Raw genomic sequence first — 21,928 nt, 5'->3', positions numbered from 1 at the left:
AACGGTTCCTCTATTCCACCGTCACTGATTTTGCCAGATTGCGAGGTTTATCCACATCACAGCCTTTGCCCAGTGCCACGTAGTATCCAAACAGCTGAAGGGGAATCACGGCCAGGGAATTGGTGAAATACTTGTTTGTCTTTGGGATATATACCACATAGTCCGCGTTTTTTTCCACTTCTGTGTTGTCCGTATTGGTCACTGCAAGGATAAAAGCCCCCCTTGTCTTTACCTCCACCATGTTACTGAGCATTTTTTTGTACAGCGCGTCCTGGGTTGCCACTGCAGCAACCAGGGTTCCCTCCTCGATCAGAGAGATGGTTCCATGCTTCAGTTCCCCTGCTGCGTAGGCCTCGGAGTGAATGTATGAAATTTCCTTCAGTTTGAGCGAGCCCTCCAGGGAGATGGCATAGTCTATGCCCCTTCCAATAAAAAACACGTCCCTGGCAGCCAGATAGCGGTTTGCAAAACGCTGTATCCTCGATTTGTTGTTCAACAGCATCTCTATCTGCTGGGGCAGGCGTTTCAAATCACGGATGTACTCCGCAAGCTGTGCATTGTCTATTTGTCCCCTCACATGGGCAAACTTCAGAGCCAGCAGATATTCAGCGATCAGCTGGGTGCTGTAGGCCTTTGTGGTGGCAACCGCGATCTCAGGCCCTGCCCAGGTGTACATGACATTGTCCGCTTCCCTGGCGATGGAACTCCCCACCACATTGACAATCCCCAGCACCCTCACCCCGTGGGCCTTGGCATCCCTCAGGGCTGCCAGGGAGTCCGCCGTCTCTCCAGACTGGCTGACAATGATGGCCATGGTATTTTCCTCATAAATGGGATCACGGTATCGGAACTCGCTGGCTAAGTCCACCTCCACGGGAATTCTGGCCAGCCCCTCAAACACATACTTGGCTGTGACACCTGTATGATAGGCGGAGCCGCAGGCTACGATATAAATCTTTTTCACTGCCCGGATCTCCTCATCGGTCATCCCCAGCTCCTCAATTTCAATGCGATTGTCCTTGATCCTGGGATTTAAGGTGTCCGCCACTGCCTTGGGCTGCTCATACATTTCCTTGAGCATAAAATGCTCATATCCACCCTTCTCCGCAGCACTGATATCCCACTGTATGGTCACAGATTCCTTCTCAATCTCTTCCTCGTCGATATTGTAAAACTTCATATCCGTTGTTGACAGTTTTACAATCTCCTCATTTTCGATAAAATAAACATCCCTGGTGTATTTTAAGATCGCCGGGACATCTGAGGCGATGAAGTTGCCGTTCTCGCTGTGTCCCACAATCAGCGGGCTGTCTTTGCGCACTGCGTAGACTTCGCCCGGATGGGCTTTAAACATAATTCCCAGGGCATAGGACCCCTCCACCCGGTGCATGATCTTTGTGATCGCCTCCAGGGGATCTCCCTTGTAATAGTAATCTAACAGGTGGGCCACCACCTCTGTGTCTGTCTCTGAGAGGAATTCATATCCCTTAGACTCCAGTTTTTTCTTCAGCTTCAAATAATTTTCAATGATTCCATTGTGCACAACCACAATGGACGCATCCTTGTTAAAATGGGGATGTGCGTTTACATCAGATGGTGAGCCATGGGTCGCCCATCTTGTATGTCCAATACCGATGGTGCCAGGCATGGTTGCTCCCCCATGGGTCAGCTCCGTCAGCACCTTCAATCTTCCGGTAGACTTTTTCATCTCAATGTTTTCACCGTCGTACACTGCGATTCCCGCGGAATCATACCCCCGGTATTCCAGCTTTGACAGTCCGTCCAGCAGGATCGGAGCCGCCTGTTCTGTTCCAATGTAACCAACAATTCCACACATAGTAAACCTCCTCTTATTTCCAGTATGCTCGATTCATAGTCAGTTTCATGATTAGCCATCTCGGCAATTTCTTATATGTTTTTCCCAATCGGTATCCGATCAGTTTAAAACCGCTCTTTACTATTAAGCCTGCAATCAGCCATGGCCTGCGCTTTTTGACCAGATAGGCGGCTGTCTGTTTAACAAGCTTCATGCCCTCACTCTCAGACTTTGCCATGGAGAAAATTTCCGGGTGCTGAGCCTGGGAAACAGCCAGGTCAAAGTTTCTGCGCAGCTGCTCCATATTTCCATAATTGTGAGAGTGGATCACCTGGGCCTCGGCCACGTAGGCAATACTTCCTCCGTCCTGTATGATTTTTCCTGCAAAGATCATGTCCTCGTTAAAAATGGTATGTTTCTCAAAGCCGCCCAGACGGTCATACACACTTTTGCGGTACATGGCGCATACGTTTGAACAGAAAAAAGTCTTAATCCCATAAACAGGCAGATCCTCCTTAGACTTCACACTGCTCCTGTCCGGATAGTTGAATCTTCTGGTGTACTGTTCTACCACGCCGCAGTCTCCATCAGGAAGCTGTCTGGCGTAGGACGCCGCCACATCAGGGTCAGCGAAGGCCGCCACAAGCCGCTCTATCAGATAGGTATCCAAAGGCACTGCATCCTGCGTCATGAACAGTAGAAGCTCTCCATCACAAAGAGAGGCGGCCCTATCTCTAGTGCCGCCATGGTCGAACTCCTCTCTGCTCAGATGACGCACCTCTGCACCAGGCAGTTTCCCGTATCCCTGATCAGGGAATAGAGACTTCTCTGTATTCATGATCAGTATGCGCTCTATAGGGTAAGTTTGCCGCCCGAGCATCTGCATCAGCTTATGAAATTTTTCACCCGGCCCTAAGGTGGGTATTATGACATCGACCTTGTATTCTCTCATATCCTCTACTGTATTCCTGTATTATTGATAATCGTATTGCTTATCTCCTGTACTGTGGCGGAAGGAGTGTAACCGTCGCTTCCGAAAAGCCACTGGTGAAGTTCCAGCACGTTCTGTGACAGGTTCACCGGAACCACACAGTCCCCTGCGCTAATATTAGCCGCCTGAAGTTCAAACGGGAATCCTGTGGTATCCACCAGATTGTAGGAGGCCACGTCCTTGGCAAGTCCTATGAGCTCTGCATTGCTCATACTGGTTAAAATGTTCGGGAATACCTGGTCGATAATGGAGTTCAAAGTGAGCAGATCCATACCCTTGGCCTTCTCCATCATCTTTTCCAATACCGTTCTCTGACGTTCCGTACGCTTGAAATCACTTCCTGTCGTATAGCGGATACGGCAGTAGGACAGTGCCTGAAGACCGTTTAAGGTCTGTGTTCCCGCATACTCCACAGGAACAATATCCTTGCCGGTAACCTGGGACCCCTCCTCCTGATATCCGTTGATCCACTGGATCTCGTCCTCCTGGACATCAATCTCAATACCGCCCAAAAGGTCAATGACATCTGCCACCACATTAAAGTCTACGGTGACAAAGTCCGTAATATTCAAGTCCAGGTTTTTATTCAGCATATTCATAGAGCGCTCCGGTCCTCCGAAATAGTAGCACTCCGTGGCCTTGCGGTACTCTCCATTGGTGTTGTCCAGGTAGGTATCTCTGTATACAGAGACCAGTTTCATGTCCTTTGTCTTATTATTGATGCTGGCAATCATCAGGGCATCGCTGTGAGCCTCGATATCCAGTTTGCCCTCACGGGAATCCACACCGTAAAGTGCAATGTTGGTATATCCGGAGAGCACCTCCTCCTCCGCAGGGTCAATCTCTTTATTGATGATGATATCTCCCTTTGAAATCTCCTGCCGCTGAACCTTATTCAACTTTGCAAACACAAACAGTCCTGCCGCCAGGAGCACCAAAACCAGAATTTCCACGGCAAAAATGATTCTTTTTCTCTTTTTGCGCTTCTGGCTTCTGTTTCTCTTTTTGTTTTCATCCTCATAGTAACCATCCGGACCTCCCTGCCCATAGGGTCCCTGATTGTAAGGCCCCTGGTTATATGGTCCCTGGTTGTATGGGCCTTGCCCATAAGGTCCCTGATTATACGGTCCCTGGTTATATGGATTCTGACGGCCGTCTCTGCCGCCCCTGCTGTTCCTTCTCTCTGACATAGTTTCCTCCTCTCGTGAATCTGCTAATATGCATTTTTATTAATAAATCCCTTGAAAACGGTTAAAAACAAAATTTTAAAGTCAAACCCAATGGTCCAGTTTTCAATATAGTAGAGATCATATTCAATTCGTTTTTTAATGGAGGTATCCCCCCGGTATCCATTCACCTGGGCCCATCCCGTCATTCCCGGGCGCACCTGGTGCTTTACCATATAGCGGGGAATTTCCTCTCTGAACTTTTCTACAAACTGCGGTCTTTCAGGCCTGGGGCCGACCAAACTCATGTCCCCTTTCAGCACATTGAATAGCTGCGGAAGTTCATCTATGCTTGTCTTACGCATAAATTTACCAAAACCCGTGACCCTGGGATCATTCTTCTTGGTCCAGCAGGATTTCTCCTCCGTTTCCTTCTGAACCTCCATGGACCGGAACTTGTACATAAAGAATGAACGGTTGTGCAGCCCCACGCGCTCCTGTTTAAAGATCAGCGGTCCCGGTGAGGTTACCTTGATCATCACCACCGCAAAAAGCATAACAGGAGAGAACAAAATTATGCACAAAAGGGAACCGATCACATCGGTTATACGCTTCACCATCATGTTGAAGGTATTGGTAAGGGGCACATGGCGGATATTGATCACCGGAAGTCCCAGCAAGTCCTCAGTATAGGGTTTGGTTGGTATAATCTTATTATAATCAGGTACAAACTTTGTATGCACTCCGGATTTCTCACACAGGGATACAATATGTTCCAATTTAAAATACTCATTCAGTCCCAATGTAATGACAATCTCATCCAGTCTGTTCTCCGGCAGTATCACCATCAGATTGTCAATCCGGCCGATCACCTTGATATCCTTGTATCTGGTGCCTCTTGCCACATTGTCATCCAGAACACCCCGGATCAAATAGCCCCACTGGGGATTCTCTTTGACACGGTCAATATACTCCTCCGCAGCCCTGCTGTACCCCACCAAAAGCACATGCTTTAAGTTCATGCCCTTTTTGCGCAGATTCATTAAAAATACGCGGATGGCATTGCGCACAACCGTCTCCAGCGCAACATTCAAAGCGGCAAACATACAGATCATGCTTCGGGAAAAATTATCCTGGTGAATATTGTAAAGTATAAAAATAAATACAAGAAGCGCAACCACATTCGCCTTTACAATATTCCCTGCCTCCAGTCTTCTCCCCTGGACGCGCTTTGGAGTGTAAAGGTTAAACGCGTAGTATAAAATCAAGAGGCCTGGTATCAGAAAGACGAGAGCAAACATGTAGGTCTGAAACGGCAGGACACCGATCTCATCATCCACAAACAGCCCAAACTGAATCAGCCACGCCAGCAGATAGGAGACGGCAATGACTGCTGCGTCGATGAACACATGCATTCGGTTCAAAAACTGCTGATTGTCTTTGATCACCCCTATCCCTCCTTCGTACTTTTTCTTTATTTTCGCGGAATTGTTGACTCTATCCGTATAATAATACAATAACTCCCGTTAAAGGGCAACATAATTTTTTCTTAAACTAAGCACATAACGGTTTGTTACTGGTGTTTCCATCCGGACGCCGCCCGGGTGACTGTTTTCTGGAACCTAGGACTTCCCTAAAGCTTGTTAGAAAATCGTCTGGGTAGCACCATCTCCCGCCTACTGGAAACAGCTTCCTCATCGCCATCCCATCCTGCGGAACATATTCACCCAAAGTTCCCACTGAATTTTTGCATAATTTTTCAGATGTTCTCTCCGAAAAGCCACCTTTCTTCCCTGAATGGCCATGCGCACGCCCTTAACCAGTCCTTTTAAGTAAATCCGGGCATATCCCTGTCTCGCAAAAAACAGGGCTTTTGCCAGAAATCCGGCAATCAAAAAGGGACTATTCAATAGTATCTGCAAAAAAGGCATATTCTTGTATATCAGATACACATTATTTCTGGAGGAGAGACGGACTTTAAATTCATTGTACCGTGAGCCTGAGCTTCCGCTGCCCGCATGGTACACTTTGGCCCCCGGCAGGTACCAGTTGCGGTATCCATAGATCTTGGACCGATACCCGATATCGATATCCTCCAGATAGGCAAAATGTTTTTCGTCAAACATTCCGATCTCTTCAAACACCTCCCTGCGGTAGATAGCTGCTCCCGCACAGGAGGCGAAAATCTCCCGCTCTTCATCGCAGGCATCCACAGGTCCGTCCTTGCCCAGGGCAAACGCCCAGCCCAGGGCACAGTAGTAGTCTCCTCCGTCGTCCATCCGCTCTCTGTCATCCATCCGGATCATTTTGGCGGCGCAGGAGAAGCAGGAGGGCTTTTTTTTCATTCCACGCAGCAGCTCTGCCAAACATTCCCTGTCCGCTTCCACGTCGTTATTCAGCAGCACGATATAGGGAGCCCTGGCCGAGCGGATTCCCAGATTCACTGCCCTGCAGAATCCATAGTTTTGATCCAGCTCCAGGATGCGGACCTGGGGGTAATGCTTTCTCACAAAAGCTGTACTTCCATCCTTAGAACCGTTGTCAACCATCAGAATTTCAAAGTTCTGAAAACTTTGATTCTCCAGGGAATCCAGACATGCTTTCAGATAAGCCATACCATTCCAGTTCGGTATCACCACCGATAGTTCTCTCATATCGTTCTCCTCATTTTTTCTTATAGGGCTGGGAATCCATGGAATAGTCGCAGGTCTTCAGGGAGAGATTCGGATTGTAGCAGGGATCTCCCTGTTCGAAAATCTGCTTCCATCGTTTCCGCAGCCGGCACTTTTCCAGCTCAAAGCGCTGTCTCTTTTCTTCCGTATCCTCATACCCTCTTGTCTTTGACTCAAAATGATACATCTCAACCTGGGGATTGTAAACTACCAGCCATCCCTTTTTGCGCACCTTCAGGCAGAAATCCACGTCATTGAAAGCCACTGCAAGGCTCTCCTCCAGCCCTCCCACTGCCTCAAATGCTTCTCTTTTCACCATAAGGCAGGCGGCGGTCACAGCGCTCAGATCCTGCTGCAGCACGGCCTTGTGCATATAGCCGGTTCTTCCCCGTTTCATGCCCACAAACAGGCTTCCCGCACACTCACCGATTCCCACCACGATTCCCGCGTGCTGAATGGTGTCATCCGGAAAGTAGAGCCTGGCTCCCACGATCCCCACCTCTTTGCGCTGGCAGTTGGCCAGCAGTTCCTGAATCCAGTCCGGTGTAATGACCGTCACGTCATTGTTGAGCAAGATTAAATAATCCCCCTCTGCATGGGATACCCCAAAATTATTAATCGCGGAGTAATTAAACGCTCTGTCCCAGTATACCACCCGCACCTTATTTTTTCCGTCAATCGACTTGTAAAAGGCAAAGGTCTGCTCATCTGTACTGTTGTTCTCCACCACCAGTATCTCATAGTTCACATAAGTAGACTTCTCCCGAATGGAGTCCAGACAGCGTTTCAGGGTTTCCGTCTCATCTTTGTTTGGAATCACAATGGACACCAGCGGTTCCCCCTGAACCTGATAGTTGACCCTGTAGAATCCCCGGTCTTTCGTCATAGTCACCAATGCCCGCTCCCCGCACCTGCTCAGATGTGCTTCAATCGCCCGCTTCCCCGCTTCCAGGGCATAGTCCTTTCCAAGAGGATTGTCCGCTGTGGATGCCTTGTGTATCCTCCAGTGATAGAGTACTCTGGGAATATGAACGATTTTCTCCGCCTTCTCCGCACACCGGAAAATCAAGTCATAGTCCTGGGCGCCGTCAAAGGCCTCGTCCTCACCGCCTGCCTGTTCCAGCAGTTTTCTCTTCATGACCAGCAGATGGCAGATATAGTTGTTGCACCGCAGCAGATCCAGGTTGAAATCCGGTTTAAAGTGGGGTTGAAAGTACTCGTTCAAATCTGCGCTCACCTTGTCCTCATCCGTGTATATCATATCCGGTTCTCCCTGTTCCTGTACGGCAAGAGCGATCTCATAGAGGGCATCCTCCGCCAGCAGGTCATCGTGGTCAAAGAGCGCCACATACTCTCCCCTGCACAAAGCAAAGGCCTCATTGGTATTCCTGGCTATACCCAGATTCTCCTTCAGTATCCGCAGCACAATGCGTGCATCTTCCTTCTGGTATGACCGGATTATCTCTGCGGTCTTTCCATCGTCCCCACTCCCATCCACGATACAAAGTTCCCAGTTGGGGTAGGTTTGGGCTAGGACAGAATCCATCATCTGCCGCAGGAAAGGCTCTGGTGTCCGGTACACCGGTACTGCAATGCTGATCAGCGGCGGGTTCTCCCATACTCTTTTTCTCTGGGTTTCACGCTCCTCCTCCGTGAGGGCGGCTTTTTCCAGCCAAACCTGATACTCCACCTCCTGGTCTGCAAACCGCTCGGTTAAACGTACCAGGAAATCTTTTATGCCGTAGCGTTTCAGATAAAGCGCCCCTTTTTTTATATTGTAGAAAGTCAGCCGTTTGGCCAGATCTTTAATATTCATGAACTCTCCTTTTCGCAGACAGCCAGTCCCTATCTTCCTTTATAAAAGGAAGTGATGGCCAAAGTCACCTTCTCCCTGTCCTCTTCTTTCAACCCATAGTACATAGGCAGACGCAGCAGCCGATCGCTCTCTTTTGTGGTATATCGGTCCTCCCCGTGAAATCTTCCAAATTTCTGACCAGCCGGTGCAGAGTGGAGGGGAACATAGTGGAATACCGTGTTGATCTCCTTTTCTTTCAGGTATTGGATCAGGGCAGTCCTGGTCTTAAGATCCGCTGTCTTTATGTAATACATGTGGGCGTTGTGCATGGCATAGGACGGGATAAAGGGCTGCTCAATATATCCCGCCTCCGCCAGAGGTTTAAGCGCCTCCTGATAATAATCAAAGCTCTCCATCCGGTCTGTTTTGATTTTTTGGGCCACTTCCAGCTGGGCCCAGAGATAGGCCGCATTCATATCGCTTGGGAGATAGGAGGAGCCGTAATCCACCCAGCGGTATTTGTCAATCTGTCCCCTAAAAAACTTGCTGCGATTTGTGCCCTTCTCCCTGAGGATCTCAGCTTCATCCACCATCTCATCCCTCTGAAATCCAATGGCGCCTCCCTCTCCCATGGAGTAATTCTTTGTCTCATGAAAGCTGTAGCATCCAAAGTGGCCAATGCTGCCCAGAGGTCTTCCCTTATAGCTGGCTCCCACGCCCTGGGCTGCATCCTCCACCACCTTTAGTTGGTATTTTTCCGCAATTTCCATGATTTCATCCATAGCACAACCAACCCCTGCGTAGTGCACGGGCACAATCACCTTTGTCTTTTCCGTGACTGCGTCCTCGATGAGCCTTTCGTCCATATTCATAGTCTCTGGACGGATATCCACAAAGACCAGTCTGGCTCCCCTCTGAACAAAGGCATCCGCTGTTGAGACAAAGGTGTAGGAGGGCAGAATCACCTCATCGCCGGGTTGTACCTTGCACAACACTGCCGCCATTTCCAGGGCATGCGTACAGGAAGTGGTGAGCAGAACATGCTTAAGCTGCATCTCTCTCTCCAGCCACCGGCTGCACTTTTGGGTAAACATGCCGTCACCGCTGATTTTTCCGCTGTCAATTGCTTCTTTTATATATTCCAGTTCCCTTCCCGTAAAGGGGGGCACATTAAAGTGAATCATTTGTAATGACCTCATTCTTTCTCAAAACGTTTCAATGTAAAATCCTGGCGCTTAAGCGTCAGGTTGGAATTGTAGTAGGGATCACCGTTCCTTAAAATCTCAGGCCACTTTTGCTCAAAGAGAGCGATCTCCCGATGGAACCGCTCCACCTTTTCGGGTGTGTCCTCCGCTCCCCTGGATTTGGACTCGTAGTGATAAAGCTGGGCATAGGGTGTGTAGACCACCAAAAGCCCCATGCTGCGCAGCTTCAGGCAGAGGTCCACATCGTTGAACGCCACCTCCAGCTCTTCATCAAAGCCGCCTGCCCGCTCAAAATCCCTTTTCTTAACCATCATACAGGCCGCTGTCACAGCGCTCAGATCCTGGGTGCAGATAATCCTGCGGCAGTATCCCGTGGCACTGCCCCTCTCTCCCGCAAAGGCATGTCCCGCGATCCCTCCCAGACCCACGATCACACCAGCGTGCTGAATGGTATCATCTCCGTAGTAAAGCCTTGCTCCCACTGCCCCCACCTCCGGGCGGCAGCAGATCCCAAGCATTTCCTCCAGACAATCCTCACTGATCATTTCCGTATCGTTATTTAAAAACAGCAGGTACTCTCCCCTGGCAGACCTTTCCCCAAAATTGTTGATGGATGAGTAGTTGAAATGCCCCTGGTAGGTAACTACCTTTACTTTTGGGTTCCTCTGCATCAGCTCCTGATAGAATGCAAAGGTCTCCTTATCCTGGCTGTTATTTTCTATAATAATATACTCCACATTCCGGTATGTGGACTTTTCCTCCACTGCCCGGATGCACCGCTCAAGATCCTTGGTATGATCCTTGTTGGGAATAATCACGGAAACGAGAGGCCTGCCCTTTACATAATAGAGAGTGCGGTACAGTCCAAGATATGGGCCGTGCGAAACCTTTGCCGGCAAGTTTATCCGGTCACAGTGCGCCTGTATTGCCCGCTTCCCGGCCTCAAAGGCATATTTCTTGCTCTCCTGATTTACAGCAGTGGAGTCCTCATGACATCTCCAGTGGTAGAGCACCCTGGGAATGTGCCGGATACACTTGGCTTTTTCCACACATCGGAACACATAGTCATAGTCCTGTGCCCCGTCAAATTCCGGGTTTAGTTCCCCCACCTGTGTTCCCAGAGTCCTTTTTACCACAAAAAGATGGCAGATATAATTCATGCTGCGCAGCAGATCTGGATTGAAATCCGGCTTTAGCTGAGGGTCAAAGTGCTTTTTGCCATCCATGGAGATCTTATCCTCATCCGTGTAGATCACGTCCGTTTCCGGATGATTTCGGATACAGCGGGCGCACTCATACAAAGCATCCGGCGCAAGCAGATCGTCATGATCCGCGAATACCAGAAAATCCCCTTGAGCCATGTCCATGGCATTGTTGGTATTCTCTGAGATTCCGAGACTGCTCTGGCTTCTTCTATAATGTATTCTGGAATCTGCCTTCAGGATAGGGGAAAGTATTTCCTCCAGCTCTCCCCCCACCCCGCTTCCGTCTGATAAACAGAGTTCCCAGTGGGCATAAGTCTGTGCCTGCACAGAGGCAATCAGTTCCCTCAGATAGTTTTCCGGAGTCCAAAAAAGCGGGACCAGTATGCTAAAAAGCGGCTGTGCGGGAAACACTTCCCCCCTCTGCCGCTCCAATTCCCGCAGATCCGGCTGGTGGATGCGATACCACTTTTCATAGGAGATGGCCCCGGGGCGTATGCCTGTAAGCTTCTCCACTGTCCGCAGGGCCACACCTGCAACCCCGTGTTCTCTATAGTAATTTTTGATTTTACCTACAATTTTTTTCATTTTGTTCCTTACTTTCCGCAGCACATAAATTACTGTTCACACGTTCACAGTAACATGCATAGGTTTACCTATTACACTATAGTCAAAATCAAATTGCATGTCAAGTCACAAGATGCTATAATAGCTCCGATACACGGTCTAGAGTTATTGTTCACTTAATGACCAACAACATGCATAATTCCATTAAATACAGGCTCCAAGGGGCTGCGATATTATTCTAAGGAGATAATATGAATAAATTGAATAAAAATACACGGGCGTTACTGCTGGTCTGGGGTGTAACTCTGGCAAGCTGTCTGATCGTTTTCCACCGTTTCCTGTTTGGAGACGAATTTTTTGTTTTCACCGATGTGGGCTCTGACACACTTCAGCAGTACCTCATGCAGTACAATTCCATCATCAATGCCATGCGCGACAAAAGCCTGTCCCTGTGGGACTTTACAAACGGACTGGGAACCAGCCTGTATGCGCTGAACCTTTTTCATCCTCTATTGTTTTTGCTCTATCTGGCAGGTACTGTGATCGGACCCATGCGCGTGCCCTACCTAATGGTCTATCTGGAGATCGGTCAGATCTTTCTGGCTGTCACTGTATTTTATTTCTATTTAAAGGAGTTTCCGATCACCGTAAAAACCAGGGTAATCTCCGCTTACATGTACGGCTTTAACGGATATCTGCTGGTCTGGGGACAGCATTACCAATTCGGCCTCTATGTCATTTTGCTGCCCTTCCTACTTCTGCTGGTGGAGAAGGCGCTAAAGAAAAAGAAATTCAGCTTTTCCCTGGCTCTGGCTGTGAGCTTTACAGTGCTGGCCAGTGTCTATATGTCTTATATGACACTCTTGACTGTAGGTATCTATCTGCTGATTCGTCTGCTGTCTATGGATGGACCTTTCAAAACAAGAGCGAAGCTGTTTTTCCAGAACTGTGGTTCCATACTGCTGGGCATTGGCATGATTATGGCTGTCTTTCTTCCCTCCGCCTTCTATATCATGAATGTCTCCTCCAGACTGGACAATTCCGGTTCTATACTGACGCATTTCTTAGAAAACCTAGTGCCCTATTCCCCGCGGTTCTATGAGACTGCCTTCTACCGCCTGTTCTCATCCAACCTCAGCGGAATATCGGATAACTATACAGGGGTGATCAATTACTACGAGGCCCCTGTCCTGTTTGTGTCCGTCCTGTTTGTAATACTGTTTGTCCAGTACCTCTTTACCATACATAAGCAGGATACCTCCCGAAAATGGAAGGTTCTGCAGTACGTCAGTATTGTCCTGGCCCTCTTTGTTCTGTTTATAAAGGCCGGAAGCATGGTCTACAATGCCTTTGCCTATGCATTTTCAAGGCATTCCTTTGTGCTTATGCCTTTCGCCGTCCTCCTCATGGCATTTACCCTGGACCAGATTTTTTGCCGGCGCAGGCTCTCCTGGACGGGGCTTTGCATCTCCGGACTGCTTTTTGTAATCCTTTACGTGAAAAATCCCGGGACAGTCCAGTCCTCCACTCTGTTTATCTGCATCCTGGGCGTTCTGATGGCCGCAGTGCTGGTGCTGGGCTGCCGGAAAAAGAAGCTAGTGCCCCCTGTACTGCTCTCTGCTTTCCTGCTCGGCCTGGTGATGGTGAATATGTCTTACGACAGCTATAACACCTGCAATAACCGCGCCACCTTGAAAAAGGATGACGGAAACTACTTTGAACAGCTCTACGGCCAGGACGTAACTGCTGCACTTGAATATCTGCGCTCCATTGACACCTCCTTCTACCGTGTTGAGAAGGACTTTGACGGGGGCAGCTATTGCATGGATGCTCTGACCCAGAATTACTTTGGAGTCAGTACCTACAATTCCGCCCCCAACAAAAACATCCAGGAATTTGTAAATAAGCTGTGGCCGGGCCTATTACGCATGAGCCCGTCCATGTTCAGCTACCGTCAGACTGTGTATGATTCCGGAATGGCATCCCTGCTGAATGTAAAATATCTGCTGTCGCACAATCCCTCACTGGATGTGGACGGCTTCACTCTCCTGGAGCAATTTGGCAGTATCTGCATCTACAAAAACGAAAACACAGATTCCATCGGAAAATTTTACACGAAAACCCTGTCAGAGGACCAGCTCCCGGAGGACACCTCCGGTCTGGATATGGACCGGCTTTTAAGTGATATACTGATCCTGGACTCCAGCCAGAGGAGCACTTCGTCAGAGGCACGGACCGGCACAGAAGAAAATCTTGTCCCCCTCAGAGAATACACCCTTGACAAGCTGGACTACGAAATTGGCAACTATAAGTTCTCAGGTGTGACGGATTTTTCCCTCCTCCTGGACTTGGAAAGGATCTCCGGGTACGAGCGGGTCTATATAGACTTTGACCTGAAATTTCACAATGACGCTGTGGTGTCCATTAAATCAAGTGACTCTTCCATATATTATGTGTCTGGAAAAAGAAAGGAAACCGTGCATGTGCGTCTTCGCCTTCCCAAAGGCTGTGATCAGATCACAGTCACCTCCACCTCCGGAGCCATCAAAGGAGTAATGAAAAACATATATTTCTATGGCTCAAAGGTTCCTCTTTCCCGGAACTCAGAGGCGGATGTGGACTTTGACATGCCGGTCAGAGATACCCATGTGGAGGGAAGAGTCAGCGCCAAATCCGATGGAGTGCTGATGGTCAGCATCCCCTTTGAGGAAGGCTGGAGCGCTTACCTGGACGGGAAGCAGGTTCCCCTTCTCAGGGGGGACTATGGCTTCGCTGCCCTGGATATGCCTGCTGGTGAACATACAGTGTATTTTAAATACCACGCGCCTGGTCTCACTGCCGGACTCTATATCAGTGCACTCTGTATCATTGTGTTTCTCATCCTCCTGGCCTTCCGCCTGATTCATGAGAGCAAAAAGAATGTATAGACAAAAGGACTGACTGGAAAATTTTATTTCCGGACAGTCCCTTTTTAATATTCTTTTATTTCTTCACCATTTTCTTGAGGGTTTCTTTAAAGGGAATATTTGCTTTGGAGATTTTTCTGGCCACTTTGTAGGATGTGGTACCTTTTAGGGCCTCCATTGCAAACTTCAGCCTCTTGTTCTCCTGCTTCAGTCTGTTCAGGGATGCCACCGCCCCTCTCCCGCTCACATTCGGCTCTCCCATTGCCAGTCCCTGGAAGATAAACTCAAAGTCAATTCCTTCCTCTATATGCGTAACCGGATGTCCTGAAATGAGATCCCGGTAAAATTCGCGGTAATCCTCACACATCTCCGGTATTGTCCGCACGTGCATATCTCTGACCACCTTCTGCTTCTCAGCAAGCTCCTCAGGGTGCTCTTTGATATGGCGCAGGAGTCTAAAAAGCTCATCCGGAGTCACATTCACGTCCACTGTCCAGCCTGCGCCCGTCGCCCGTATACGCTCTCCAATGGCTCCGATGTCGGTTCCGATCACCGGTATTCCGGACAGCCACGCCTCGGACACTGTATAGCAAAAAGTCTCTGCCCAGGTTGACATCACGCACACCACATCGATCCGGCTGGTGCTCAGCAGCTCAAAGATGTCATCCTTCTCATAGACATTGCTGAAATACACATTGGGGAGATCACCCAGGGTGTTGAGTCTCTCATCTCCTATAGCCCCCATTATGAACCAGTTGATCTCCTTATTTTCCATTTGAAGAATCTCGTACACCAGCCCGCTCCCCTTTGCCGGAACCATGCCTCCGATAAAGGCCACATTCAGCCTCCCCGGGTCTCCCTGTTCCGCCCGGTAGTTTCCGCTGTAGCTGTGTCCGTCAGTGTAGAAATGGCCCCGCCACTCCAGAATCAGCTTGATCCTGCAGCTTCCCTCAGCCATATCCGGAATAGAAAATACGCTGTGAATTCCACACCAAAGCACCTCCGGCAGTCCCATACTGTTTACCACATCCGGTCTGGCTTTTTTCTGCAGGGGCACATACACCACCTTCCCCCTACTGTCCGTAACTTCCATGTAGAGCTTTACCTGAGCATTGTCAGCCCCCTCCAGATAAGCCCACCCAGTCACATAGTTAAAGCCTCTCCTTGTCCCTGGCACCTGGTCCAAATGGGTGTGAACCCTCCTGGATTTCTCAAAAGGACCTTGCAGCGCGGCGTCAGACCTTCCACTCTTCACCAAATCGGAACCGTGGGGAATCACCACGGTTTTCTCCTCTATAGAAGGAAAGATGGAGACCATCACCTCCCTCGCACTCTCGGAGGGAAAGATCAGCTTGTCACATAGCAGCAGAGCCTTTTCATTCTCCTTCTTCCATTTATCCAAATAGGAAACCTGCAAAGCAAAGCCGCAGCAAGCGTTCAGGCAGGATCTGCAGTTTTTCTCTTCCTTGCCCAGACAGAACTCATTTTGCTCGTTTAAAAGCTTGATAGTGGGACAGGCATAGTAGTAGTCGTGGATAGTGGCCACAATGGGTATGTTAAGCTCATTGGCCACATAGTAAATATCCAGCGTCAGATCCTGGGTGTGGTGCACATGAATCAGATCAATAGCAAATGCCCGAAGCAGCTCTGTGTAAATCTTTTCCATCTTCTCATCATGGAATACAGGGAAATCCTCGGGCTCCCCGATATCAAACTTCAGGGTATTGACGCCCTCCCCTGAGTAAATGGTAACGCGCAAAGTATCCACATCCCTGGCTGCCACAAATACATTGTACTCCCCGGCAAAAGCCTCCACCAAATCCTTTACATGCAGCTGGGTACCGCCAATGTTGTTGAAGGATTCTGTTTGAAAATCCAAATGCAGTAAAAACAATAAATTCTTTTTTCCATTGGCAAGCCTGGTGTACAGATTTATATTATCCCGAATCTCCTGGTCGGGGTTTTCCATACAGTAAAGGTGATTTTTCTTCATCTGCAGAGGATAGCGCTCCTCCAAAATTTTGTTGTGGGCATCGCAGAGCGCCTGTTTTTCAGCGGTGTCAAAGGAGGCTGTTCCCCTGTGATAGATAAAGGTGTCATCACACATCACATGCTGATATCCCATTTGCTCCGCGCGGTTACAGAAGTCATTCTCCTCCCCGTAACCCCGCCCAAAGGTTTCTGCGTCAAAGAAGCCCACTTCCTTGATAACCTGCCTCTTAATATACATACAGAAGCCCACAGCCACAGTGATTCTGGAATAACGCCTCAGGCTGCACCGCTCAATCAGGGCTGCATACTCGTCAATGGTCACATGCTCCGGCACCGGATTGTCCTGGCACATGACGGGTACAGAACAGAGCGTAGCGCTGTTGGACAGAGGCGTCACGGTGGCATTGCGCACTGAGTGGTAGGCGCACGTCTGAATCTTGTCCACCCACCCCTTTGTCACAATAGTATCTGCATTTAAAAGGACCACATCCCGATCCGAGTAGGTCATGCCTTTGTTCACATTGGCGGAAAATCCCTGGTTCACCTCATTGTGTAAGACTATGATGTTCTCCCCTGCCTGTGCGTCCAGATAAGGGGCAATCCGTTCATCCGGGCTGCAGTCGTTGATCAGCAGCACCCGGTGCTTATTCAGATCTGTGTGCCTTCTGATGCTGTCCATGCACAGCTGTATATCTTCATATCCATTGTACACTGGTATGACAATGTCAATGGCATCTCCTTGTCTGTTCATAAGCTACCTCCAGAATTGGTAACAGTTCAGCCAAGCTGAACTGTTACCAAAATTTCAGACGGTGTCTTCCTGTCTGTGACAGGGCGGCATATCTTTGCAGCGCCCAGTCCTTTTCCATCACATCCACCGTTCCCTCTATTCTCAGTTTCTCAGGTTTCATCCCTTTTAATACCACCCTGTAGGAGGGATCTGTAGTCAAAAACAAATCCTTATCCCCCTCTTTTCCCGAGGCATTCTCCGGTATCAGGCGCGCCTCCGGCGCCATGATCCTGCATAGACAAGGCCTACCCTCCAGGGGATCAAAGCGCAGAGCCTTTACCTCCCTAAAGCTTTGCAAGTCAAACTCCAGCTTGAGACTTCCGCCCCTGCGCAGCTCTGTCCTGACCTTCAATGACTCCTCCTCCGAAAATCCCTTTCCAGTGTCAATATAGAGTGTACTGTCCAGATAGCGCTCTTCAAGCCTTCTGGTCCGTATCTCCTCCAGGCGTACTCCCACCTCAGGCACCGCATAGGCTGCCAGACTGTTTGCCCCCACATACTCTTCAGCAAAGTGCGTTGCCCAGCTCCAAAAAACCTCTTCCATGTCAGATGTAATTCCATATTCCCCCATAAAAGAGGCCCTCGCAAGCTGCTTTTCAAACCAGGGACAGTTGGCATAGAGCTCATTGATGGTCCTCCAGATTACAAAGGAGGATGGAATCGGAAAGTCAAAAATCCACTCACCGTCAATAATATAATTCTGTTCTCCATCCGGAAAGATGTTGTCCAAAATCAGATCCACATTGGCCGGGCAGAGACAGTCTGTCCTCTCCTGAACCAAACGTGCCTCTCCAAACACCCGGCAAAACTCCGCCGTTCCGTAGTCCGCCTGGGTGATTGCAGGCTCAATGAGCTGTTCAAACACATGGCTTACCATCCGCTTCACCGCAGATGCGTCCTTTTTCAATATCGCCTGCTCCGCCTGATATCCCAGACTCTTTCCTGCCATCCACGGGTAGTGGATTCCCTCCTGGTCCTGCCGCCCCGGAAGAAGGCAAAAAGCTCCTGCCTGCCCTTTCGCTGCGCCTGACTCCTGCCTCAGTGTCCGGGCCATTCGTTCTATGTGCTCCTGTGCCTCCTCTGTGAGCGGCTTTTTCACAGCCTCCATCTCATCCCGTGCGCATTCAATGGTGGTACAGATCGCAAACTCCCTGTGGCGGTCCATATTCAGCTTTGCATACAGGACTTCCTTCTCCCGCAAAATGGGACGATTGCTCATTTCAATCAAAAAAGAGTTGGCAAACCGGTCCATGATCCCTTCCTTACAGAAGGCGGCGGCCATCTCCTGCTCCGGAAAGAGCTCAAAACGCTCCTCCGTAAAATTCCATGTCTTTCTCCCGTACTTCTGGCTCTTCAGCGTTTCATCCGTAAAGATTTCACATGGAAACTTGTAATCCGGATAAGGGTAATAAAACCGATAATAGCCAAGACCGCAATCCCCCAGCAGTTCCTTCCACTCTTCCTTGGAAAAGGTGCGCACTGACAGGTTTTCCGGATATCCTCTGAGTCCGTCCATATAGGCGTTGGTGTGATCCTCCGGAGCCCCCGCGAAATATTTAAGCCCCAGCCTGTTCTCAATAGCCACCAGCAGAATCCCATCCGGCTTTAAAAAACCTGCCACATAGGACAGGAAGTCCCGGTAGGGATTCTCTCCTTCTGTAAAGCTCATGGCGTACTCAAAGACGCCGTTTAAAACAATGTAGTCAAAGCTCTGGGAAAACTGCATATCATTCAGGTTTCCCACCATAATCTCCAGATTGTCCAGATGCCCGTGCCTTGCAAAATTAATGTCTGCCCTGCGCTTGGACAGTTCCACAGACACCACCTTTTTCATTTTCCGGCAGAGAAGGCCGCTGATGGCCCCGCACCCTGATCCAATCTCCAGACAGCAGGCATCCTGCCGAAAGGGATACCAGTTGAGAATGTTCTCCCGCACTGGGGACAGATGGTAGAGAACGGGGAACTTTGCCTTTTCCAGCTCATCCAGTGAGAGTCCATTACTGGCTATCCTCAGAATCTCCTCTTCAATATCCCCATCCGAATACTGATTATCGCCACTGTAATAGTCCAAATTTAATTTTGCCATCCTGCCTTCCTTTCCCATTCACTCCTGATGACGGCTTTCTCCCAGAGTCACTGCAGAGTTCATGTCAAAATATCCCACGGTATTTTTATCAGAAATGACCGTCAGGCTGCATACATCGTACAGTCTGTGGTACACCTGGAAATCTCCGTCCCGGTATCCGGTACACCCCAGGGAAATCAGATACTCTCCCCCCTGCAGATCCAGCCGCTGCGTGAAGGTGACTTCCTTCGTCTCCCCCGCCTTCATAGGCGGCACATCCACCTTTTCATACATGGTATTTGTCCCTGTCAGCTCAATTCCCTGCAGGTTTTTGATGGTAAACGCAAAGATCGGTTCTTTAATCTCCTCGTGGAATGTGATTTTCATACGGACGGAAAATGTGCTGCCCTTCATAAAGGTATTGGTGATGAGACCATTGTCATCCAAAAGGGCATAGTCCGTGATCTCAGCGCTCTTTTCCCCGTACTCAATGAGCTCAGGGTTAACCTGTATCTTTTCCTTCCACTCTTTGTCTGTGGAGAGCTTTGTGATGTCATTGGCATCCATATCCTGCTCCAGCTCGCTGGGGTCAAACTGTCCCACCAGCACTTTTTTGTAGATGTCCACCGTCTCCTTTGGGGTTCCCTCAAAAATCTTTTCCCCCCGGTTCAGCAGAATGGCCCTGTCACAGTATTTGGTGATGCTCCCCAGATCATGGCTAACAAACAGAATGGTCCTGCCCTGCTTTTTAAATTCCTCAAACTTCCGGTAGCACTTGGCCTGAAAAAACACGTCCCCTACTGAGAGTGCCTCATCCACGATCAAAATCTCCGGGTCAATGTTGATAGCCACCGCAAAAGCCAGACGCACAAACATACCGCTGGAATAGGACTTCACAGGCTGGTGCACAAATTCTCCGATATCCGCAAAATCCAGGATGTCCTGCAGCTTGGCGTCGATCTCACTTTTGGAAAAGCCGATCATACTGCCATTTAAGTACACATTTTCAATGCCTGTGTATTCCATATTGAAGCCTGCTCCCAGCTCCAGAAGCGCAGAGATCCTTCCATCCACCTCAATCTTGCCCTCAGTGGGCGTGAGTACCCCGGTAATCAGCTTGAGCATGGTGGATTTTCCGGACCCGTTGGTACCGATAATCCCCACCGTCTCCCCCTTTTCCACCTCAAAGTTGATGTGGTTCAGAGCATAGTGTTCCTGATAGCATTTTTTTCTGGTGAGGCCCAAGGATTCCTTCAGACGATCCTTGGGTCTGTCATATAGTTTATATATTTTTGTGACATCCGTCACCTGAATCGCCGTTTTACTCATACTGCAGTCCTCTCATCCTTTGCTGTTTTTTAAAGCACATCCGCAAAATGTACCCGCAAACGCTTAAATATCCTGCTCCCCAGAAGGAACATGATAATCGTAAACGCCCAAAAGTAGAGGGTCAGTCCAGGATGCTCCCAGAACCACACCTTGTACACCAAAGCGTCACGGTAACCGTAGACAATATAGTACATGGGATTTAGTTTAAAGACCATCACAAGCAGATTCGGCAGCCCGAGTCCCGGGTCTGTCAGGTTCCACATAATAGGCGTAGCCCAAACTCCCACCTGGAGAATAATATTCACGATCTGCAGCAGGTCCCGAAAGAATACGGCAACCGCACTGGTGACATAGCAAAGTCCCAGGGCAAGCGCAAACATGCAAAAAGAGTAGTAGATGACCTGCAGGGCATAAGGACCCGAAAACTTTCCGTTTATGCAGAACAGGGCAACTGCCACGCACACAAAAAACAGGTGGATAAAGAGCGCGGATATCATCTTGATCATAGGCAGTATCTCAATCTTAAAGACCACCTTTTTCACCAAATAGCTGTACTCCATGAGCACATTGGTCCCCCCCACCATGGCCTCTTGAAAATAAAACCAGGGAACCAGGCCGGCCAGCATCCACAACACAAAAGGACAGCCGTTGAAATCGGCTGTCTGACGCAGTCCCACCTGGAAAACAAACCAGTACACCAGTACGGTCACGATGGGCTGTACCAGCGCCCACACAATTCCCAGGTAAGATCCTGCAAACTTTGTTTTAAAATCATTCTTTGCCAGAGTCCAGATCAGCTTGTGCTCTGTCACTAAATATTTCAGCATGAAAACGCTCCCGTCTATTTTCTAAGCTCTGTGAGGCTTACTGTTCACAGTAACCTGTGAGACCTCCCCATTTCTGGTCCTTCTCAGAGATGATCAGCTCCATTCCCTCCGGTATAGGCCAGTCAACCCCAATGGCCGGATCATTCCACGCCAGGCCGCCCTCGTCATTGGGATGGTAAAAGTCCGTACATTTATAGGCAAACTCCGCAGTGTCAGAGAGGACCAAAAAACCGTGGGCAAAATTCTTAGGAATAAAAAACTGTTTCTTATTCTCCGCTGAGAGAATCACCCCGTACCACTGTCCGTAGGTGGGGGACCCTTCCCTCAAGTCCACTGCCACATCAAACACTTCCCCGGATACCACACGCACCAGCTTATCCTGGGGATAGTTTATCTGGAAATGCAGCCCGCGCAGCACCCCCTTTTTGGACATGGACTGGTTATCCTGCACGAACTCCATGTCAATGCCTGCTTCTCTATAGTCATTATAGTTGTAGGTCTCCATAAAGTAACCGCGCTCATCCCCAAAGACTGCGGGGGTAATGACTCTCAGGCCTTCTATATTGCATGTCTCTACTGTTATCTTTCCCATCTTTTATTGCCTC

Annotated in this window: 14 protein-coding genes; 1 reads left to right on the top strand and 13 read right to left on the bottom strand. The window is 49.2% G+C overall.

Features of this window, described 5'->3' with window-relative positions; genetic code table 11:
* Nucleotides 1-10 precede the first annotated feature (10 nt).
* From glmS to AC0THY_RS08305, 8 genes are all read right to left on the bottom strand, one after another.
* Nucleotides 11-1,837 carry a glutamine--fructose-6-phosphate transaminase (isomerizing) gene (gene glmS, locus AC0THY_RS08340; protein WP_489993967.1) on the bottom strand — a complete coding sequence of 609 codons (1,827 nt, stop codon included), beginning with the start codon at nucleotides 1,835-1,837 and terminating at the stop codon, nucleotides 11-13.
* Nucleotides 1,838-1,850: 13 nt separating this feature from the next.
* Complete coding sequence (locus AC0THY_RS08335; RefSeq protein WP_489993966.1) at nucleotides 1,851-2,768, bottom strand: glycosyltransferase family 2 protein; 918 nt, start codon at nucleotides 2,766-2,768, stop codon at nucleotides 1,851-1,853.
* Between the two features lie 5 nt (nucleotides 2,769-2,773).
* Nucleotides 2,774-3,997: an LCP family protein gene (locus AC0THY_RS08330; protein WP_489993965.1), complete on the bottom strand. Its 1,224-nt coding sequence runs from the start codon at nucleotides 3,995-3,997 to the stop codon at nucleotides 2,774-2,776.
* 23 nt (nucleotides 3,998-4,020) lie between these two features.
* A complete protein-coding gene (locus AC0THY_RS08325) occupies nucleotides 4,021-5,421 on the bottom strand; it encodes an undecaprenyl-phosphate glucose phosphotransferase (protein WP_489993964.1) in 1,401 nt (466 codons plus the stop codon).
* Between the two features lie 246 nt (nucleotides 5,422-5,667).
* Nucleotides 5,668-6,627 carry a glycosyltransferase family 2 protein gene (locus AC0THY_RS08320; protein ID WP_489993963.1) on the bottom strand — a complete coding sequence of 320 codons (960 nt, stop codon included), beginning with the start codon at nucleotides 6,625-6,627 and terminating at the stop codon, nucleotides 5,668-5,670.
* Between the two features lie 10 nt (nucleotides 6,628-6,637).
* On the bottom strand, nucleotides 6,638-8,461 hold the full coding sequence (locus tag AC0THY_RS08315; RefSeq protein ID WP_489993962.1) for a glycosyltransferase family 2 protein: 1,824 nt from the start codon (nucleotides 8,459-8,461) through the stop codon (nucleotides 6,638-6,640).
* A gap of 29 nt (nucleotides 8,462-8,490) precedes the next feature.
* Entirely contained in the window at nucleotides 8,491-9,624 is a 1,134-nt protein-coding gene (gene rffA / locus AC0THY_RS08310) for a dTDP-4-amino-4,6-dideoxygalactose transaminase (RefSeq protein WP_489993961.1), read from the bottom strand.
* 11 nt (nucleotides 9,625-9,635) lie between these two features.
* Nucleotides 9,636-11,435 (bottom strand): glycosyltransferase family 2 protein, encoded by a 1,800-nt coding sequence (locus AC0THY_RS08305; protein WP_489993960.1) that lies wholly within the window; start codon nucleotides 11,433-11,435, stop codon nucleotides 9,636-9,638.
* 230 nt (nucleotides 11,436-11,665) lie between these two features.
* On the opposite strand from AC0THY_RS08305, the gene AC0THY_RS08300 reads away from it, so the two are divergent.
* Nucleotides 11,666-14,341 (top strand): YfhO family protein, encoded by a 2,676-nt coding sequence (locus AC0THY_RS08300; protein ID WP_489993959.1) that lies wholly within the window; start codon nucleotides 11,666-11,668, stop codon nucleotides 14,339-14,341.
* 55 nt (nucleotides 14,342-14,396) lie between these two features.
* Here AC0THY_RS08300 and AC0THY_RS08295 read toward each other — a convergent pair whose 3' ends face one another.
* From AC0THY_RS08295 to rfbC, 5 genes are read right to left on the bottom strand one after another with little or no spacing between them, the layout of a single operon-like run.
* A complete protein-coding gene (locus AC0THY_RS08295; RefSeq protein WP_489993958.1) occupies nucleotides 14,397-17,063 on the bottom strand; it encodes a glycosyltransferase in 2,667 nt (888 codons plus the stop codon).
* Nucleotides 17,064-17,106: 43 nt separating this feature from the next.
* Nucleotides 17,107-19,188 carry an SAM-dependent methyltransferase gene (locus AC0THY_RS08290; protein WP_489993957.1) on the bottom strand — a complete coding sequence of 694 codons (2,082 nt, stop codon included), beginning with the start codon at nucleotides 19,186-19,188 and terminating at the stop codon, nucleotides 17,107-17,109.
* Between the two features lie 18 nt (nucleotides 19,189-19,206).
* Nucleotides 19,207-20,496, bottom strand: coding sequence for an ABC transporter ATP-binding protein (locus tag AC0THY_RS08285; RefSeq protein ID WP_489993956.1), 1,290 nt, complete (start codon nucleotides 20,494-20,496; stop codon nucleotides 19,207-19,209).
* Nucleotides 20,497-20,525: 29 nt separating this feature from the next.
* Nucleotides 20,526-21,323: an ABC transporter permease gene (locus AC0THY_RS08280; protein ID WP_489993955.1), complete on the bottom strand. Its 798-nt coding sequence runs from the start codon at nucleotides 21,321-21,323 to the stop codon at nucleotides 20,526-20,528.
* A 37-nt stretch (nucleotides 21,324-21,360) separates the two neighbouring features.
* On the bottom strand, nucleotides 21,361-21,915 hold the full coding sequence (rfbC, locus tag AC0THY_RS08275) for a dTDP-4-dehydrorhamnose 3,5-epimerase (protein ID WP_489993954.1): 555 nt from the start codon (nucleotides 21,913-21,915) through the stop codon (nucleotides 21,361-21,363).
* Nucleotides 21,916-21,928: the final 13 nt, after the last annotated feature.

The sequence above is a fragment of the Ruminococcus sp. 8Y-12 genome, from assembly GCF_058119865.1.
This window is presented reverse-complemented; position numbering and strand designations above follow the sequence as displayed.

Excerpts from the sequence above, each read along its gene's own strand:
- glmS (WP_489993967.1), bottom strand. The coding sequence starts at position 1,837 with ATGTGTGGAATTGTTGGTTACATTGGAACAGAACAGGCGGCTCCGATC.
- AC0THY_RS08335 (WP_489993966.1), bottom strand. The coding sequence starts at position 2,768 with ATGAGAGAATACAAGGTCGATGTCATAATACCCACCTTAGGGCCGGGT.
- AC0THY_RS08330 (WP_489993965.1), bottom strand. The coding sequence starts at position 3,997 with ATGTCAGAGAGAAGGAACAGCAGGGGCGGCAGAGACGGCCGTCAGAAT.
- AC0THY_RS08320 (WP_489993963.1), bottom strand. The coding sequence starts at position 6,627 with ATGAGAGAACTATCGGTGGTGATACCGAACTGGAATGGTATGGCTTAT.
- AC0THY_RS08315 (WP_489993962.1), bottom strand. The coding sequence starts at position 8,461 with ATGAATATTAAAGATCTGGCCAAACGGCTGACTTTCTACAATATAAAA.
- rffA (WP_489993961.1), bottom strand. The coding sequence starts at position 9,624 with ATGATTCACTTTAATGTGCCCCCCTTTACGGGAAGGGAACTGGAATAT.
- AC0THY_RS08305 (WP_489993960.1), bottom strand. The coding sequence starts at position 11,435 with ATGAAAAAAATTGTAGGTAAAATCAAAAATTACTATAGAGAACACGGG.
- AC0THY_RS08300 (WP_489993959.1), top strand. The coding sequence starts at position 11,666 with ATGAATAAATTGAATAAAAATACACGGGCGTTACTGCTGGTCTGGGGT.
- AC0THY_RS08295 (WP_489993958.1), bottom strand. The coding sequence starts at position 17,063 with ATGAACAGACAAGGAGATGCCATTGACATTGTCATACCAGTGTACAAT.
- AC0THY_RS08290 (WP_489993957.1), bottom strand. The coding sequence starts at position 19,188 with ATGGCAAAATTAAATTTGGACTATTACAGTGGCGATAATCAGTATTCG.
- AC0THY_RS08285 (WP_489993956.1), bottom strand. The coding sequence starts at position 20,496 with ATGAGTAAAACGGCGATTCAGGTGACGGATGTCACAAAAATATATAAA.
- AC0THY_RS08280 (WP_489993955.1), bottom strand. The coding sequence starts at position 21,323 with ATGCTGAAATATTTAGTGACAGAGCACAAGCTGATCTGGACTCTGGCA.
- rfbC (WP_489993954.1), bottom strand. The coding sequence starts at position 21,915 with ATGGGAAAGATAACAGTAGAGACATGCAATATAGAAGGCCTGAGAGTC.